The organism is Mycolicibacter sinensis (genome assembly GCF_001667945.1).
Taxonomy (GTDB): domain Bacteria; phylum Actinomycetota; class Actinomycetes; order Mycobacteriales; family Mycobacteriaceae; genus Mycobacterium; species Mycobacterium sinense_B.
Map to the genome: position 1 here is coordinate 1 of NZ_LZJK01000115.1, position 15,786 is coordinate 15,786.

13 protein-coding genes are annotated in these 15,786 nt (G+C 66.6%); 7 read left to right on the plus strand and 6 right to left on the minus strand.

Annotated elements, in window-relative coordinates:
* The 5 genes from A5694_RS15370 to A5694_RS15390 form a co-directional block, all read left to right on the plus strand.
* A partial coding sequence (locus tag A5694_RS15370; RefSeq protein WP_207516024.1) for a hypothetical protein occupies positions 1 to 728 on the plus strand: 728 nt, incomplete at its 5' end.
* Between the two features lie 64 nt (positions 729 to 792).
* On the plus strand, positions 793 to 2,046 hold the full coding sequence (locus A5694_RS15375; protein ID WP_064922693.1) for an ImmA/IrrE family metallo-endopeptidase: 1,254 nt from the start codon (positions 793 to 795) through the stop codon (positions 2,044 to 2,046).
* A gap of 22 nt (positions 2,047 to 2,068) precedes the next feature.
* Complete coding sequence (locus tag A5694_RS15380; RefSeq protein ID WP_109470165.1) at positions 2,069 to 3,274, plus strand: tyrosine-type recombinase/integrase; 1,206 nt, start codon at positions 2,069 to 2,071, stop codon at positions 3,272 to 3,274.
* Complete coding sequence (locus A5694_RS15385) at positions 3,258 to 5,486, plus strand: tyrosine-type recombinase/integrase (RefSeq protein WP_064922695.1); 2,229 nt, start codon at positions 3,258 to 3,260, stop codon at positions 5,484 to 5,486. Before A5694_RS15380 ends, A5694_RS15385 begins: the two co-directional genes overlap by 17 nt.
* Complete coding sequence (locus A5694_RS15390) at positions 5,483 to 5,896, plus strand: hypothetical protein (RefSeq protein ID WP_064922697.1); 414 nt, start codon at positions 5,483 to 5,485, stop codon at positions 5,894 to 5,896. The genes A5694_RS15385 and A5694_RS15390 overlap by 4 nt, the downstream gene beginning before the upstream one ends.
* Positions 5,897 to 6,008: 112 nt before the next feature.
* Here the strand turns inward: A5694_RS15390 and A5694_RS15395 are convergent, their stop codons facing one another.
* The 3 genes from A5694_RS15395 to A5694_RS15405 form a co-directional block, all read right to left on the minus strand.
* The gene (locus tag A5694_RS15395; RefSeq protein WP_082952688.1) at positions 6,009 to 9,086 is read right to left on the minus strand and encodes an RND family transporter; all 3,078 of its coding nucleotides are present in this window, start codon (positions 9,084 to 9,086) and stop codon (positions 6,009 to 6,011) included.
* A 99-nt stretch (positions 9,087 to 9,185) separates the two neighbouring features.
* Positions 9,186 to 9,620, minus strand: coding sequence for a DUF6188 family protein (locus A5694_RS15400; protein WP_064922698.1), 435 nt, complete (start codon positions 9,618 to 9,620; stop codon positions 9,186 to 9,188).
* Between the two features lie 90 nt (positions 9,621 to 9,710).
* On the minus strand, positions 9,711 to 10,169 hold the full coding sequence (locus tag A5694_RS15405; protein WP_064922700.1) for a PaaI family thioesterase: 459 nt from the start codon (positions 10,167 to 10,169) through the stop codon (positions 9,711 to 9,713).
* A gap of 204 nt (positions 10,170 to 10,373) precedes the next feature.
* On the opposite strand from A5694_RS15405, the gene A5694_RS15410 reads away from it, so the two are divergent.
* Positions 10,374 to 11,063: a TetR/AcrR family transcriptional regulator gene (locus tag A5694_RS15410; RefSeq protein ID WP_064922702.1), complete on the plus strand. Its 690-nt coding sequence runs from the start codon at positions 10,374 to 10,376 to the stop codon at positions 11,061 to 11,063.
* 150 nt (positions 11,064 to 11,213) lie between these two features.
* On the opposite strand, the gene A5694_RS15415 is transcribed toward A5694_RS15410, so the two are convergent.
* Both A5694_RS15415 and ssd read right to left on the minus strand, forming a co-directional pair.
* Positions 11,214 to 12,239, minus strand: a complete 1,026-nt coding sequence (locus tag A5694_RS15415; protein WP_419179738.1) for a TadA family conjugal transfer-associated ATPase — start codon at positions 12,237 to 12,239, stop codon at positions 11,214 to 11,216.
* The gene (gene ssd, locus A5694_RS15420; protein WP_275084992.1) at positions 12,236 to 13,327 is read right to left on the minus strand and encodes a septum site-determining protein Ssd; all 1,092 of its coding nucleotides are present in this window, start codon (positions 13,325 to 13,327) and stop codon (positions 12,236 to 12,238) included. The genes A5694_RS15415 and ssd overlap by 4 nt, the downstream gene beginning before the upstream one ends.
* Positions 13,328 to 13,748: 421 nt before the next feature.
* Between ssd and A5694_RS15425 the strand changes: the two genes are divergently transcribed.
* The gene (locus A5694_RS15425; RefSeq protein ID WP_109535707.1) at positions 13,749 to 14,606 is read left to right on the plus strand and encodes an HAD-IB family hydrolase; all 858 of its coding nucleotides are present in this window, start codon (positions 13,749 to 13,751) and stop codon (positions 14,604 to 14,606) included.
* Between the two features lie 417 nt (positions 14,607 to 15,023).
* Here A5694_RS15425 and A5694_RS15430 read toward each other — a convergent pair whose 3' ends face one another.
* Positions 15,024 to 15,770: an oxidoreductase gene (locus tag A5694_RS15430; protein ID WP_109535708.1), complete on the minus strand. Its 747-nt coding sequence runs from the start codon at positions 15,768 to 15,770 to the stop codon at positions 15,024 to 15,026.
* Positions 15,771 to 15,786 lie beyond the last annotated feature (16 nt).

Below are 15,786 nucleotides of genomic sequence, written 5' to 3' on the forward strand. Positions count from 1 at the left end.
TCAGCGACACACCCGATACCAAGTCCAGCACCGTCTGCCCCGACCCCCGAAACCCCACCACCCCAGGGGACTCACCCCATGCTCTCGTGTTGGGCGAAACGCATGGCGATCTGTGTGCGAGGTTGGCGGAGGTTCCGGACCGGTACGTCGATCAGGGCAACGATCCCCGAGGAATCACCGTGTCATGCACGCTGCTGGAGACGTTGCTGTTCTCGAGGTGGCGTCGCCAGACCGAGGACTCGACTTTGAGGGCGATCAAGGGCAACGGGTTTGGGATTGTTCTGGTCGACGGGAAGGGGTCTCGTATCGGGGTGCGCAAACATCCACGCAACTGGGACGGCAGCCTGCTCGAATCGGTGGAGTATGTGCCCGGCGAGCATCAGCTGAGTATCGAGGAGGAATTGGGGTACCCAATCGGCGGCGGGGATGGCATTCCGGAGCCTCCCGGGTATCGGCAATATGTACTGTGGTGGCCAGGCAATCTGGGCTTGGGTGGTGCGGTCTTGGCTGCGGGCATACTCACCGACAAGGTTCAGGTACTCTACGCCAGCACTCCGCTGCCGCCACCGATCATGGAGCAGCGTGCGAAAACGGCACCCACCATGGATCCGTTCGCGCAGGCTACCGAGGTTGCAATGCCCGGAAAGCGGCGCCGGGACGAGGATTTCGCGGATGCCGACGGCGTCACCGAGGAGACACTGAAGGAAGCGCCGCCGGAATCGTCGTAGCCCTCGTGCACACTGCTGGGTGCATGCGGGGCTCCCACTCGGGTGATGTTGAATCGAGCGCACGATGATCGAGGTTTTTGGTGCACGGGTCCGGCAGGCCCGGCTATTGCGGCGGATGACGGCAACTTCTGTGGTGGGCCTGGTTGGCTGGAGCAATGCCCGCCAGACGAAGATCGAGAAGTCTTCGACGATCATGTTGTCCGCTGATGAGGTTGCGCGGCTGTCGGAGTTGTTCCGCTTTCCTGCACGGTTTTTCAGCTCGGAACCGCAGTCTCGCGTTTCGGCAGGTGAGTTGCTTTTCCGGGCGCCAAAGTCGATGACTGTTGGCGAGCAGGACTTCTTGGCGACATTCGCTTCGCTCGCCGGCGATTTTCTCGGCGAGCTGGATGAGCGGTCGAAATTGCCTCATGTGAAGATCCCGTCGATCTGCGGCAAGGATCATCACAGGCCGAGCGCGGTCCAGGCCGCAGGGTGGCTGCGCGAGGCGATGGGGCTGGAACCTAATGAGCCACTGGATGATTTGATGTATGAAGCTGAGCGATTGGGTGCACCGGTGATCGTCCGTCGGCGTACTCCGGGTGAGTGGGAGAGCGAGTTCGCGGCCACACCGGGGAGAGCGCGTGACGAGAAGCACTTGGGTTATTCGAGTTGGGTGGGACGACACCGGGATCGCCCGCTCGTGGTGCTGCGCGAATCCGAGTCGTGGGAACGGACCCGATTCACCGTTGCCCATGAGTTGGGGCATTTGGTGTTGCACAGCCGTGGACACTGCTCGGTGAACTCGGGCGAGGAGTTGGAGGCCAATCGGTTCGCCACCGAGTTGTTGGCGCCCGTCGCCGCGCTGGCGCCGGAGTTGCCGCAGGTGATGTCACTGTTGAACCTCAAACCGCTCAAGGACAAGTGGGGCTTGTCGTTGGGTTCGCTGATCATGCACATGCGTGACTCGGGATTGATCGACGCTGATCGCGCGAAAATGCTTACCACACAACTCTATTCACGGATAAATCCTGAGACTGGGCATACCTGGGGTATGACGGAACCCGGATGGAACGAACGTGACCCCGAGCGGCCCCGGCTGCTGCGCAAGTGGGTGGAACGCTGCTACGGGGATGCCTCGGTGCCGATGCTGGCCGCACGCGAGTCAATGATATTTCCATCGGATCTGCTCGAATGGTTCCTGGCTACGCAACGGCCTTCACCTGCATCTGACAGGCGCCCGATGGCTGCCGTCGGGATGCGCGGCGCTAGCGGATCAGCCCCGGAAGAGCGGCATCAAGTGGTCCGCCTCGACGATTTCCGTCGCGGTAGAACTCCATGAACGGCGCGAGAGGCCGCTGACGGTGGCGCGGGTGCAGCGGCTGTGTTTCCCGGACCGGCCTGACACCTACACGGTGGTCGGCGCCGATCGGCTACCCGTTGCACCTGCCCGGGAGTACTTGCGGTTCCTCGCCGATCAGGGCGCGTCTCCAAATACTGTGCGTGCCTACGCATACGGGCTATCGGCGTGGTGGACGGTGCTCGAACACACCGGCGCGGCCTGGGATGATTTTCCCACTAGCCTGTTTGGCGAGTTCCTGTGTTATCTGCGGACCGGGGATCTGCCGGGCGTGGTCCGCATCGGTGAGCCCGGGCCTGGGATGGCCGAGTCGTCGTTGCAGCCGCGGGGGGCTGCGGTGTTGTCGATGTACCGGTACTTCGCCGACGCCCACGATCTGACCCGCCCGTACCGCCGCTTGTTCTCCTCCCACGCCCGATCCTCGCGGCGCCGCTATGCCCCCACCCTGGCTGGTGTCGGACCGCGACGTGATCAGGAGGTGCCTGTGCACCGCCGGCGTGCACCCAATCGCAGCGAGACGCCGGTGTTGTTGCCCGATCAAGTCAACACCATCCTGGATGGCTGCAGTGTGCAGTCGCCGTCGGGTGAGTGGACCGGCAGCGAGGCGGGTTTGCGTGACCGGTTGTTCTTCGCCGTCCTGGCCGAGACCGGAATTCGGATAGGTGAAGCCTTATCATTGCGCCACAATGATTTCCATATCACCGGGGGTGACACGCCGTCGATTCTGGTGGCCGGCCGCGACGATCACCCCCATGGGGTACGAGCCAAGTCCGGTGCCCGCCGGATCTACATCGGCGATGATCTGGTAGCCCTCTACAGCGAGTACGTGTGGCAGCTGATCGGGTGGGCCGCCGACGTCGCGGTTGCCGACCTGGCGTCGCACTTCGTGTTCGTCAATCTGGCGCGCGGCCAGCGCTATGCACCGTTACGCCCGGAAACCGTCTACGACAAGGTGGACGCCCTCACGGCCGCCCATGCTGATGCGTTGCCCCAGGATTGGACTCCTCACTGGCTGCGGCACACCCACGCCACCGCTCTGCTGTTGTCTGGGGTGCCTGAACACGTGGTCATGCGCCGTCTCGGCCATGCCGATGTGCAGACCACGCTGTCGATCTACGGGTGGGTGACCGCCGACGCCGAGATGCGCACGGTCGCGCAGTGGAAGAGCTTCGTCGCCGGCTGGAAGGTGAGCCATGACTCAACCCCATAACAGTCACGTCGATTCTGCAGGATCCGCGGCGGCCACCGCGTGGGATCGGCAATGGCAGCAGGTCCCTGAATCGTGGCGAACTTTGCACTACCGCATCGACGCTGCACCGTTCGACGCCGTATTCGTGCGCAACCAGCGCTACCTGAACAATCCCGACGGCCACGACTTCACCCCCGCCGGTGTCCCAGAACGCTTTCGCCAAGAAATGGCGTGGTGGGTGTGGTTGTGCGGTCACGAAGGAATCCGCAAGATCGAGCCGTTCCTGTTGAAGTGGACGGCCGTCGCCTTGACCGACGCCGCCGCCGAGCACCAGCAGCGATATCACCGGCCTCTAGTAAGCATCGCAGACCTCGCGGCCGAAGACGTCGTACGTCACGCGGTGGTGCGATTTGAGCGCCGCAACGCCCGCCTGCCCTCCGCGGGGGCTCGGCGCCAAGTCGTGGGCTTGATCGAGCACCTGCATCTTTACGTATCGGTGCGCTGCACCGATGCCCCGTGGTGGGCCCATGACATCTGGGATCTGCGGGCTGATCCCCGCATACCACAGCGCGAACATGAACCCAGCCATGACAAAGTCGTCAAACTTGCCCAGATCCACCCGCCGTGGCTGCGTGAGGGCGTGCGGTTCTGGCTGCGCACCTCCATAACCGCGGAATTGCTGCGCTGGTCATCGGTAGCCGATCGTGCTCGCAACATGGCCAGGCACCTCGGCCCGTTCTTGGCCGCCCGCAACATCAGCACCCCGCTGTTGGCCGATGACCGCGCCGCCCTGCGGTTGTTGTTCACCGAGTTTTCCAACTACCTGAAATCCCCATCCGCACAGTTCAAACCAGACCGGCCGTTGTCAGCATCCGCGGTGGACTCGACCCAGTCGCAGGCCCAGGTGTTCTACGCCTTCATGGTTGATCACGCCGAGGAAGCCGCTGCGGCGACCGGCGACCCCCGGTGGGCTCAGATCACCGACACCTACACGCGGCTGTGGGGCGCGGCGTTTCGAACCCGCCGCGCCAACCGGCAGCGGGAACTGACGTGGTTCTCCACTACGGAATTGCAGCAGATGTTGTGCTACCTCGACGTGCTGGCGGCCGATCGCGGTATGCCGGTGGCCATCACTCACCCCGATGCAACGATCTCGGTTGTCGCCGGCCTCGGAGACCCGCAAGCCGCGCGAGTCTGGCTGCTGCAGGCGCTGACCGGACGCCGAGCCTCGGAGATCCTGATGCTCGATTTCGACCCTCTGACCGCTATTCCCGGCCAGGAACGCCCCACAGATTCCGATGACCCCGACGCATTCGTCGCCAAGTTGCGCTACCAGCAGACCAAGGTCGACGGGGTACTGCCGTCGATCCTGGTTGAGAAGGCGGTGGTCAACGTGATCACCGAACAGCAACAGTGGGTTCGCCGCCGCCACCCTGGGCTGAGCCCGAAGTACCTGTTCCTCGGACTGCGCCACCAGCATCAGGGCCACCGGGCCCGCACCTACCAGTCCTACGGTGTGGCACTGAACAAACTCGACAAGGTTCACGGCCTGGCCGACTCGACCGGGCGTCCGCTGCGGTTCAGCCAGACCCATCGGCTCCGCCATACCCGGGCCACCGAGTTGCTAAACGACGGCGTTCCCATTCACGTGGTACAGCGATACCTTGGGCACGCATCCCCTGAGATGACCCTGCGCTACGCTGCGACGCTTGCTGCAACAGCTGAGTCAGAATTCCTGCGGCACAAGAAGGTCGGCGCACACGGCACCGATATCGCAATCAGTCCATCCGATATTTATGACATGACTCAACTGGCGGCCCGCACGGATCGGGTACTTCCCAACGGCGTGTGCCTGCTTCCTCCGCTGAAGAGCTGTGACAAAGGAAATGCTTGTCTGTCCTGCGGGCATTTCGCCACCGACGCCACTCATCTCGACGAATTGATCGCGCAGCGCGCCAAGACCGTCACCTTGATCGAGGTCCGCCGCGAACAGTACCGGCGACGCAGCGGGCGGGAACTAACCGACGACAACGTGTGGATCCACGAACGGCGCCGGGAGATCGCCTCTCTGGACGCCATCATCGAGCGTCTGCACACCGACACCGAGGGCCTCGCGAACGGAGCCAGTGTGGGCGGTGCTGGTGCCTCAAACCGGTTGCCGCTGTTGAAGGTCAAGACCCGCGGCAGCCACGAATCTGTTCTACGCAAAGCCGACCCCAACGCACCCGGATGAGGCAACGCCCCCCTCCCCCTTCGGATAACGCCCGCCGCGCCCTGGCCGACTACCGCAAGAACATCTCCCAGACCAAGCGCCGGGATATCGAACGGGCCATCAAACACCTACGCAAGACCAACGCCATCATCAACATATCCACCGTCGCTTCCCGCGCCGGCGTAGAACGCAAGACCGTCTACAAGCACCGCGACCTAGTCGCCATCATCGACGCCTACCGACGCCAGCCGCCTTCGCTCGACGCCGCCACGGGCCGCGAGACCACCGTCGTAGCCGCCCTACGTGCCCAACTGGTCGCCAAGGACGGTGAGATCCGCGCACTGAAAACCAAGCTTGCCGAACAAGAATCGACAATCGCACTGCTCTACGGACAACTCGACGCCGGAAACGGTGCAGGGGGCGGCGGCTAATGGGTGCCATCGCAACAACGGTGTGGGGCACCGCCTGCACTTTACTCGCGATTCCAGCCATTGTGGCGCCGAAACCACGCACCCGTATCCGGAATCCCCCAATCTGCGGCGGTTACAGAGTGCCTGTGTCGTAATACGGATCGCTCAGGCGGGCCTGACGGTGTCCAGGTGGGATAGAGCGCGGCGTGTTGGGCCACCAGCTGGCTTCGCGCAGGAGTGTGGCGATGGCGGGGACGGTGAGGGTGCGAACGAGGAATGTGTCGAGTAGGAGTCCGCAGCCGATGATGAGGCCGACTTGGATCATGATCGCGATGGAGCCGAACATCAGTCCGAACATGCTGGCAGCGAAGATGATTCCGGCTGAGGTGATGACCGAGCCGGTGCGGGCGACGGTGCGCAGTACCCCTACGCGAATGTTGTGTTTGGATTCCTCGCGCAATCGTGAGACGAGCAGCATGTTGTAGTCGGCGCCGACGGCTACCAGGATGATGAAAGCCAGCAACGGGACGGGCCAGGCGATTTCGTAGCCGAGTCCCCATTGGAAGACCAGGACGCCGATGCCCAGTGAGGCCAGGTAGTTCAGCACGACCGTCCCCAGCAGGTACAGCGGGGCGAGCAGGGAGCGCAAGAGCAGGACGAGGATGAGTCCGACGATGACCAGGGTGCTGATGGCCAGTTGGGTGAAGTCAGCCGACAGCAGCCGCTGGATGTCGGAGTTGACGGCGGGGAACCCGGCAACGGCGATGGTGGCGTTGGCCAAGGTGGTGTTGGGGCGTGCGGTGTCGGCGGTCTCGACGATCTGCTGGGCGAGGGTGATCGCCTGCGCGCTGTAGGGGTCGTAGCTGGATTCGACGACAAAGCGGGCGGTTTTGCCATCGGGTGAGAGGAATTGTTTGGCGACGTCGGTGAATTGACGGTTATCAAAGGCACTGGCGGGCAGGTAGAAACCGCTCGCTGCGTCAGAGCCGGCGCTGGCGCGGGCCGAGTTCTGCAGTTGGGCCGCGACCTGGCCCATCCGAGCCAACATTTCGATGTTGCTGTCGGCCAGGGCGTGCACACCGGCGGCCAGCGCTTGCGCCCCGGAAGCGAGTTGGCCGATGCCCTCTTGGAGCCGGCCGATGTTGCCGGCCGGGTCCGCGGGATCACCCTGGGTTCCGAAGGCCTTGTCGAGTGCTGCGGCAGCGACTTGTATGTCGGCAAGGGTGCCAGCAATGGTGGCGTCGGTGTCAGGGTTGTAGCGATCGCCGAGGGTGGCGACTTCGGTGAAGAATCCATTATCGCGCAAACTCACCAGGATCTGGACCTGGTCACGGATCTGGGCGCATTGCGGCGTGGCGGCACACCACCCGGAAGTGTTCAGGCCATCGACGAGGGGGGCCAGCACAGCGAGGGCGGTTTCGGCTTGATCCGCCCGAGACCGCAGCCCGGGTCCGGATTGGATGGCTTGGTCGACGGTGGGTGCGGTGGCCGAAAGTTCTTGCAGCAACGGTCGAGATGACCACAGCAAGGTGTCACCGGATTGGGCTCGGGCCAGTACGCCCGACAGGGGAATCAAGATGGCGTGCAGGGCGGCATCGAGCTGGGTCAGGCCGCCGGCGAGTTGATCGGCGCCGTCGGTGAGTTGGGTGAGGTCGCCTTTTCGTGCGTCGCCATCGGCGACGGCGTCGGCCATCTTGTCGCCGATCTGCCTGTTCTGCCAGGACAGTTGGGCTTGTTCGAGGCGGGTGCCGGTGGGGCGGGTTATCCCGACGACTTTGGTGACCCCGGGTACTTGGGCGACCCGGGAGGCCATCTCGTCGAGGTCGGCCAGCCCTTTGCTGGTGCGCATGTCGTCGGGGTTTTCCACGACGAGAAATTCGGTGATGACGACGTCTTTGGGGAAGTGGCGATCCAGCAGTTGGTAACCCTGGTTGCTAGCGGTGGTGGCAGGCTGGCCTTTGCGGTCGTCGTAGCTGATCTTCATCGTGGTCGCGACCGCAGAGAGGGCCAGCAGGATCACCAGGCTCACGGCCAACAGCGGCACCGGCCGGCGGACCACCGCGACAGCGACACTGTTCCAGTAGCGGCGGGTTCGATCGGATTTCGGCTCGCCGATTCCACGGCGGGCTGCCAGCGCCAGCACCGGCGGCAACAAGGTGACGGTGGCCAGGAATCCGACCAGCACGGCGACCGCGCAGGCCGGGCCGAGCCCAGCGAAGACACTGAGGCGAGCGAAAACCATGGCAAAAAAGGCCAGCGCAACGGTGGCCGCCGAAGCCAGGATCACGCGGCCGATGCTGGCGGTGGCATCAATGACGGCCTGATCGGCGGGGACGTGTGCGCGGCGCTGTTCGTGGTAGCGGCTGATCAAAAACACCGTGTAGTCGGTGCCCGCCCCGAGCAGGATCACGGTCATGAACGCCACGGTGAACTGCGAGACGGGCATGCCACTCTGGCCGAGGGCAGACAGCACCCCACGGCCGACGGCCAGGCTGACCCCGATCACCAGCAGGGGCAACAAGGCGGTAAACACCGACCGGTAGACGATCAGCAGGATCAGTGCGATCAACGCGGCGGTGGCGATCGAAATCAGCAGCAGGTCGTGTTCGGCGGCGGCGATCTGGTCGTTGAAGGTGGCCGCCGGGCCCGTCACGTACACCGTCGTCGGTGAACCGGCGAATACGCCGGCGGCGATGTCGCGCACGGCTTGGACGGATTCGGCGGCCTTGGGGTCACCCAGGGTGCCGGCCACACCCACAGGCAGATACCAGGCTTTGCCGTCATTGCTGGTCGCGTGCGCCGCGGTGACGGGGTCGGCGAGCAGATCTTGAACCAGCAAGACGTGGTCGGTATCGGCGCGCAGCTGCACCACCAACTGCTCATAGCGGTTGCGCACCGGCGCGGTTAAGCCGTCGGGGTCTTCCATAGCCACGACCAGCATCGTTTTGGAGCCCTGTTCACCGAAGGCCGCGCTCATGCGGTCCACGGTTTGAAACGACGCGGCGTCGCGGGGGATCAGGTTCACCGACTGCTGCCGCACCACCGTTTCCAGCTGCGGGAACACCAGTGCCAGCAGCACGGCGGCGGCGATCCAGCCGCCGATGACCAGTGCTTTATGACGCACCGTGAACCCGGCCAGCACTGCGAGCCGGCCGCTGTACTCACTGGATTCGCCCGGACCGGCCACAGCGTTGCGGGGCCGGCGAGACATGGTTGCCGTGCCCGCACCGTTGTCCGCACTCACCGCGCCTGCGCCCACACAAGACGCTGCCACCGGCCACAAGGTCCTGGCCGACGACGACGAAGATCCTTAGTTGGGGGTCGTTGCACCGGCATTGTCGTCCTCGTCGTCGGGGATGTCGTGGCGGACCACCTTGACCCTGCCGTGCGGCAGGCACGCCATGTAACCGTGGTGTTTGCCGTAGAGCTCCCAGGCGGTGGCGCGCTCGTTGGCGCTGACCTCGATGCGCAGGCCGTTGGAGAAGCTCAGGAATAGCCGACCGGAATCGTCGTGGCATGCCTTTGTACACACCGCACCCGCCAGATCCAGTAGCGGACGTTGGTGGGCGGCGACCTCGCGCGGGTCGATGAGCACTTCCTCGGCCGGAAACTCACCGTTAGCGGGCAGGGCAAGCCACAGCAGGCAACTGATGACCACCTCGTTAGCGTCATCGAAGCTCAACACCAGATCGCCCTGCAACGACATCCGCTGCACGGTGCAACCTTCGATCCACGTGGTGTACATCGCGCACCTCCGTCGACGCCCAACCGGTCTGCACTGAAATGGTACGGCACGTAGCGCTGCGCTACTAGCAATAGCGTTACGGGCTGCGGGTCAGGACTCCGGATCGCTCGACGCCCCGTTGCCCCCGAGCCGCCGAAGAAGATGCTCGAACGCTGCTACGTCGCCATAGGCGGCGAAGTGATCGGCGGTGACCACGACGAACACCGCTTTTGCGGTGAATCGGGTGGTCCCTTCGGGGTCGGTGCCGGTCGCGCCGATGTGCAGCACGCGGCCTTCCCGGGTGGCGACGTGCGCGGTGATGCGGTGGGATCGATGCAGCACGACCGGCTGGAGATATTCGACGGTCAGGCTGCGTGTCACAGCGGGCGCGCCGGCAATCCACAACGCGAACCCCAATACGTCGTCGCAGGCGGCGGCGACCGCCCCGCCGTGCGCCAGACCGGGCGCCCCGATGTGGCGTTCGTCGAAGGTCACGTCCGCGTACACCGTGTCGCCGCTGCGGTAGACCACCAGGTGCAAACCGTGTGGATTCTGCGGCCCGCAACCCATACACGTCGGAGTGTGAGCGGGCAGCAGCTCAGGTCGTGCCGCACCCGAGCGGCCGGACGCGACGTCTTGATGTGATGAGTGATCGGCCACCAACGACACCTTCGGTACACATAGTTTCGCTGCGCTACCGTTGGTACGGTACCCGTTACGGGCGGCGACGCGCGTAATTGGTCGGGAATCTGGAATGAGGCGAGGTGAGCGGGTGTGAGCAGCGAGCAGGTACCGCCGGCCCCCGATGACGACGATATTGACCCCCGCCGGACTCGGTCACGCAACCGCTTGCTTGACGCCGCGACCGCGCTGCTCAGCAGCGGCGGCATCGAAGCCGTCACCATCGAGGCGGTCACCAAGGCTTCCAAGGTGGCCCGCACCACCCTCTACCGCCATTTCGGCAGCTCATCGCAGTTGCTCGCGGCCACCTTCGAGCGACTTCTACCTCAAGTGACCCCACCCGGGCCGGCCAGTGGGACACTGCGCGAACGGCTCATCGAACTGCTTACCCGACAGGCCGCGCTGTTCGCCGACGCCCCAGCCCACATCACCATGCTGGCCTGGCTCGCCCTGGGCCCGACCACAATCGATCACGCCAGCACCGAACATGCCCCGCAGGCGCTGCGAGCGCGGGTCATCAACCAATACCGGCAGCCCTTCGACGCCATCCTGCAAGACATCGAGGCCGCTGCTGAATTCGACGGCCTGGACCCGGATCTCGCACTGTGCCAACTCATCGGACCACTCGCGTTCGCACGAATGACCGGCCTGCGATCCATCACCGCACACGACTGCGCCCGCATCGTCGACGACTTCCTGGCCACTCACCGACCCCAGGAAGCCCAACCCGCAGTTCCACAGCCCGACGGCCAAAGGGTCACAGACGACAACCGCCCGGGGTGAGCCTCTCCCGGGGCGCAATCAGTGCAACCGGGCAGACGACAGGAGCAACGGGTCGGGATGGCAGCCGCTCAACCCCTAGGCGGGCACACCGTGCGATTCGATCGTTCCCGATTAGGCTGATCGGCACAGGACGCACCTAATCGGTAACAGTCATACACATATGCTCGCGACCCCAGATAACACGGCCGCGGCCAACTGGCTGTGCAGCCCGGCGCGGTCCAGTCCGCCGAGCGCGGCCAGGGCTTCCAGGCGGGCCGGAACCTCGGCCGGGCTGTTGGCGTGCACGGTGCCCGCGCCGCCGTCGTGCCCGGTGTTCAACGCGGCCAGCAGGTCGACCACCTCGGCGCCCCGGACCTCGCCGACCACCAGCCGGTCCGGCCGCATCCGCAGCGCCTGCCGGACGAGATCCCGCAGGCCCACCGCACCGGCGCCTTCGACGTTGGCCGCGCGGGCTACCAGCCTGACCAGGTGCGGGTGGCGGGGCTGCAATTCGGGGGCGTCCTCGACGCAGACCAGGCGCTCTCCGGCCGGTACCGCCCCCAGCATGGCGGCCAGCAGCGTGGTCTTACCGGCGCCGGTGCCACCGGAGACCAGAAACGCCAGCCGGGCGTTGATGATGTCGGCCAGCAGTGCCGCCGCCGGGGGCGCAATGGCGCCGGCGCCGATCAAAGCGGCGATGTCCTGGGTGGCCGGCCGCAATACCCGCAGCGACAAGCAGGTCCCGTCGGCGGCGACCGGCGGCAGTATCGCGTGCAGGCGCACGCTGAACTCGCCGGTGCCGATCCCGCTGAGGTGGCCGTCGACCCACGGCTGGGCGTCGTCGAGCCGGCGTCCCGCCGCCACCGCAAGCCGCTGGGCCAGCCGGCGCACCGCCGCCTCGTCGGGGAACCGGATCTCGGTGCGCCGCAAGCCGTCCCCGTCATCGACCCATACCGCGTCCGGGGCGGTGACCAGCACATCGGTGGTGCCCGGCGCGCTCAACAGCGGCTGCAGGATCCCGGCGCCGGTCAGTTCGGTCTGCAGCACCCGCAGGTTGGACAACATCTCGGTGTCGCCGAGCACCCCGCCGGATTCGGCCCGGATCGCGGCGGCCACCGCCTGGGGCCGCAAGGAGCCAGACTCCCACGACTCCGAAGCCAGCCTCTCGCGGACCCGGTCGATCAAGGAATCGCTCATGCCGCGGCAACCTTTCGCGCGGGTAGCACGTCGAGGACCCGGTCGGCGGCGATCGCCAGCGCGGATCGGCGGTGTAGGCGCAGTCCCGCGTGTTCGAGCCGCTCGGCCAGCCGCGGCTCGGCCCGCGTCGCCGCCAGCAGCGGCAGACCGATGATCTCGGCGACCTCGATGGCGCGAAGTCCGCCCGGAGCCGGCCCGCGCACCACCAGACCGACGTTGGGATTGGCCGCACGCAGCCGTGGGGCGATCACGGCGCCGGCGGCACACGAACGCACGTCGCAGGGGCTGACCACGACCACGAGATCGGCGGCGGACAGCGCGGTTTCGACCGGGTCGGTCAGGGTGCGAGGCAGATCACAGACCACGGTGATCCCGCCGCGGCGGGCCGCATCCACCACGGCGTCAACAGTTCCGGCTGAGACCTCAACGACCTCATGGGCCGCGTCGGCGTCATGGCTGCGGCGGGCGGCGGAGAGCACACTGACCCCGCGCTGCCGGGGCAGCGCGTCGCGCAGTGCCGGCCAGGTCAGCCGCCCGCTTCGCGCGGTCAGGTCGCACCAGCGCAGCCCGGCGGCGTTCTCGGTGCCGGCGAGCAGGTCGATGCCGCCGCCCCAGGCGTCCAGGTCGACCAGCAGCGCGTCGCCGGCGCGCTGCGCCAGCGCGGTCGCCAGCAGCGACGCCCCGGCGCCGCCGCGTGCGCCGATCACCGAGATCGCCTCGCCTCGGCACCCACCGTCGGGCAGTGCGTCGGCCGCCTCGGCCAGCTCGGCCACCAGCTCGTTGCCGTCGGCGGGCAGCGTCAGCACTCGCTGGGCCCCGACCGCGACGGCGGCCTGCCAGCTGGCCGCGGTGGGCTCGGCCGCGGTGAGCACGATGACGTGGGTGCGGCGCGGCAGCCGGGCCGCGGCACAGGAGCTGGCGGCGGCCTCGTCGAGCACCACCGCGGCGGCCGCGGCCCAGGCCTTGCGGCTCGGTGTCGCGGCGCCGAGGTGGATGACGCGCACGCCCACCGCCGCACCCACGCGGTCCAACTCGTCACGCAGTAGGGGCTCAGTGACGAGGGCCAACAGGCCGGCGGCGGTGCTCACGCCCCCACCGTGGCGGCGCGCCCCCGCCCGGGCCAGTCGCTGGACCCCCGAATGTGGATGGAATCCGCGACTGTGCAAAACCGTCCGACAGCAGCCAACGCAATTTCAAGTCGAATCGGATCATAATTCCGGTTTTGGAGCACGTTCCGGAAGGACGGGAGCCCATTCCAGCGAAGAATGACCGATTAAAAAAGACGACCCCCGCCAGGGGGGGAGGAGGCGGAGGTCGTCGTGTATCAACCCCGGGGGGTCGGGTCGATACACCCTCAGCATAAGCCGAGTGATGCCACTATACACACGACAGGCCGGTCCGGCGCAAGTGTTAGTGCCAAATGCCGACACTTCGGCTCCGCACGGCCGCTGAAGTGCTCTTTCCGGCATTGCACCGGGCCGGCCGACCCCTCGCCCCTATGCTGTACCGGTGACCGCTTCCGACCCGGGCGCCGGGGGCCCGCAGGCGCTGCGATCGCCGAGGCCGGTGGGCAGTCGAACCCGCACCGCGGCCTTCCTAGACCTCGACCACACCGTCATCGCCAAGTCCAGCGCGCTGGCTTTCAGCAAACCATTTATGGACCAGGGACTGATCAACCGGCGCACCGTGCTCAAGTCGAGCTACGCCCAGTTCCTCATGCTGCTCTCCGGCGCCGACCACGATCAGATGGAGCGGATGCGCACCCACCTGACCAACATGTGCACCGGCTGGAACGTCGAACAGGTCAAGGCGATCGTCAACGAGACCATGCATGACATCGTCACTCCGCTGGTGTTCGCCGAGGCGGCTCAGCTGATCGCCGACCACAAGCTCTGCGGCCGCGACGTGGTGGTGGTCTCGGCCTCCGGCGAGGAGATCGTCGCGCCGATCGCCCGGGCACTGGGGGCCACGCACGCCATGGCGACCCGCATGGTCGTCGCCGACGGCAAGTACACCGGCGAGATCGCGTTCTACTGCTACGGGGAGGGCAAGGTGCAGGCCATCCGGGAGCTGGCCGCCCGGGAGGGCTACCCGCTGGAGCACTGCTACGCCTATTCGGATTCCATCACCGACCTGCCGATGCTGCAGGCGGTCGGCCACCCCTCGGCGGTGAACCCCGACCGGGCGCTGCGCAAGGAGGCGATCGCCCACGGATGGCCGGTGCTCACCTTCTCCCGGCCGGTGTCGCTGCGCGACCGCATTCCGGCGCCGTCCGGTGCGGCGATGGCCACCACCGCAGCGGTCGGCATCAGCGCCGTTGCCGCCGGGGCATTGACCTACTCGCTGCTGCGCCGGCTGGCGTTCTGAACGCTCCAGCAAACACCGGCGGTCACAATCCGGTGACGTCATAACCGCCCTTCGCAATTGGGCCTTGATGTGGCTTGCGTCACGTAGTACAAAGGAAGCACGGAAGCCCGGCAAGGCCAGGGTCGAGCCGGAAGAGAAGGATCGATCTCCCGAGCCGCACTTCCCAGTACGGAAAGCGGTACCCACGCGGAGCCACAGCCGCGAAGATGGCAGAAGTGTTGTGGGCCTGCGTAATTGCGGAACGTGTTCGGTATCGACAGCCCTTTGGGTGGGGCAGCAGCCGAAGCACACCGGATGAGCGCCGAGGCCACCCACACAACCCACGTTGGACGCTTGGTAACCGTGCACCGTGCTAGCGGGCGGCGAGCCGAATCTTTCGGAGCGCCGCCCGCTTCGTTCGTCCGGACGGCCGCTGAATCAGCGCTTGGCGCCCGCTTCAGCTATCCCCAGCGCATCCAGGGCGCCGGCGTGCATCGCCGCGCAGCACCCCAGCAGCCACCCGGTCACACCCTCGGTGGAACCGCCGGCGAAACCCTGCGCCGCACGGCGGTACTCCCCGGCCTTGCGCATCCAGGTCACCTCCGGCACCCCCAGCCCGTGCCGGTCCAGCCCACTGGCGATCGTCACCAACCGGGCCGCCCCCCGAGCGACCACGCCGTCGGCGCTGCCGAACGGCGCGAGCGTGAGCAGCTCGCCGTGCACCACCGCGGCGAACACCGGCGCCGGCACCGTGGTGCCCCCGGTGGCCAGATCGGCCAGCATCTCCAGGCGGCGGCCGACCTCGGCGCCGCCCGCCGGGCGGCCGAGGTGGTCGCCGTCAACCAGGTCGGCGGCGGCCAGCACGTGCAGCCGGGCCAGGGCCTGCAGCGGGGCCCGCCGCCACACCTCGACCAGCGAACCCTCCCCGCCTTCGAGGGCCTGGGCCACCCGCAGCGCGCCGGCGAACACCGGATCGCCTGCCGCGCGCGCGTCGACGGTGGTGGGTCCGCCGTCGAGCACCGACGACGCCCGGGCCGCCCGCAGCGAGGCCTCGGCGGCACTGACCGGCCAGCCCCGCACGTTGGTCCTGTGGCGATGGGCCCGCGCCAGCTCATCGCGGACCTTCTCGCTGGCCTCGGCGACACCGGGCAGTTCGAGCAGCGGAGCCAATGGGTCGGTGATCACGGGCTGTGACACTACC

Bases quoted from the DNA above. Each gene is read 5' to 3' on its own strand.
- A5694_RS15375 (WP_064922693.1), top strand. From the start codon at position 793: ATGATCGAGGTTTTTGGTGCACGGGTCCGGCAGGCCCGGCTATTGCGG.
- A5694_RS15385 (WP_064922695.1), top strand. From the start codon at position 3,258: ATGACTCAACCCCATAACAGTCACGTCGATTCTGCAGGATCCGCGGCG.
- A5694_RS15390 (WP_064922697.1), top strand. From the start codon at position 5,483: ATGAGGCAACGCCCCCCTCCCCCTTCGGATAACGCCCGCCGCGCCCTG.
- A5694_RS15395 (WP_082952688.1), bottom strand. From the start codon at position 9,086: ATGTCTCGCCGGCCCCGCAACGCTGTGGCCGGTCCGGGCGAATCCAGT.
- A5694_RS15400 (WP_064922698.1), bottom strand. From the start codon at position 9,620: ATGTACACCACGTGGATCGAAGGTTGCACCGTGCAGCGGATGTCGTTG.
- A5694_RS15405 (WP_064922700.1), bottom strand. From the start codon at position 10,169: ATGGGTTGCGGGCCGCAGAATCCACACGGTTTGCACCTGGTGGTCTAC.
- A5694_RS15415 (WP_419179738.1), bottom strand. From the start codon at position 12,239: ATGAGCGATTCCTTGATCGACCGGGTCCGCGAGAGGCTGGCTTCGGAG.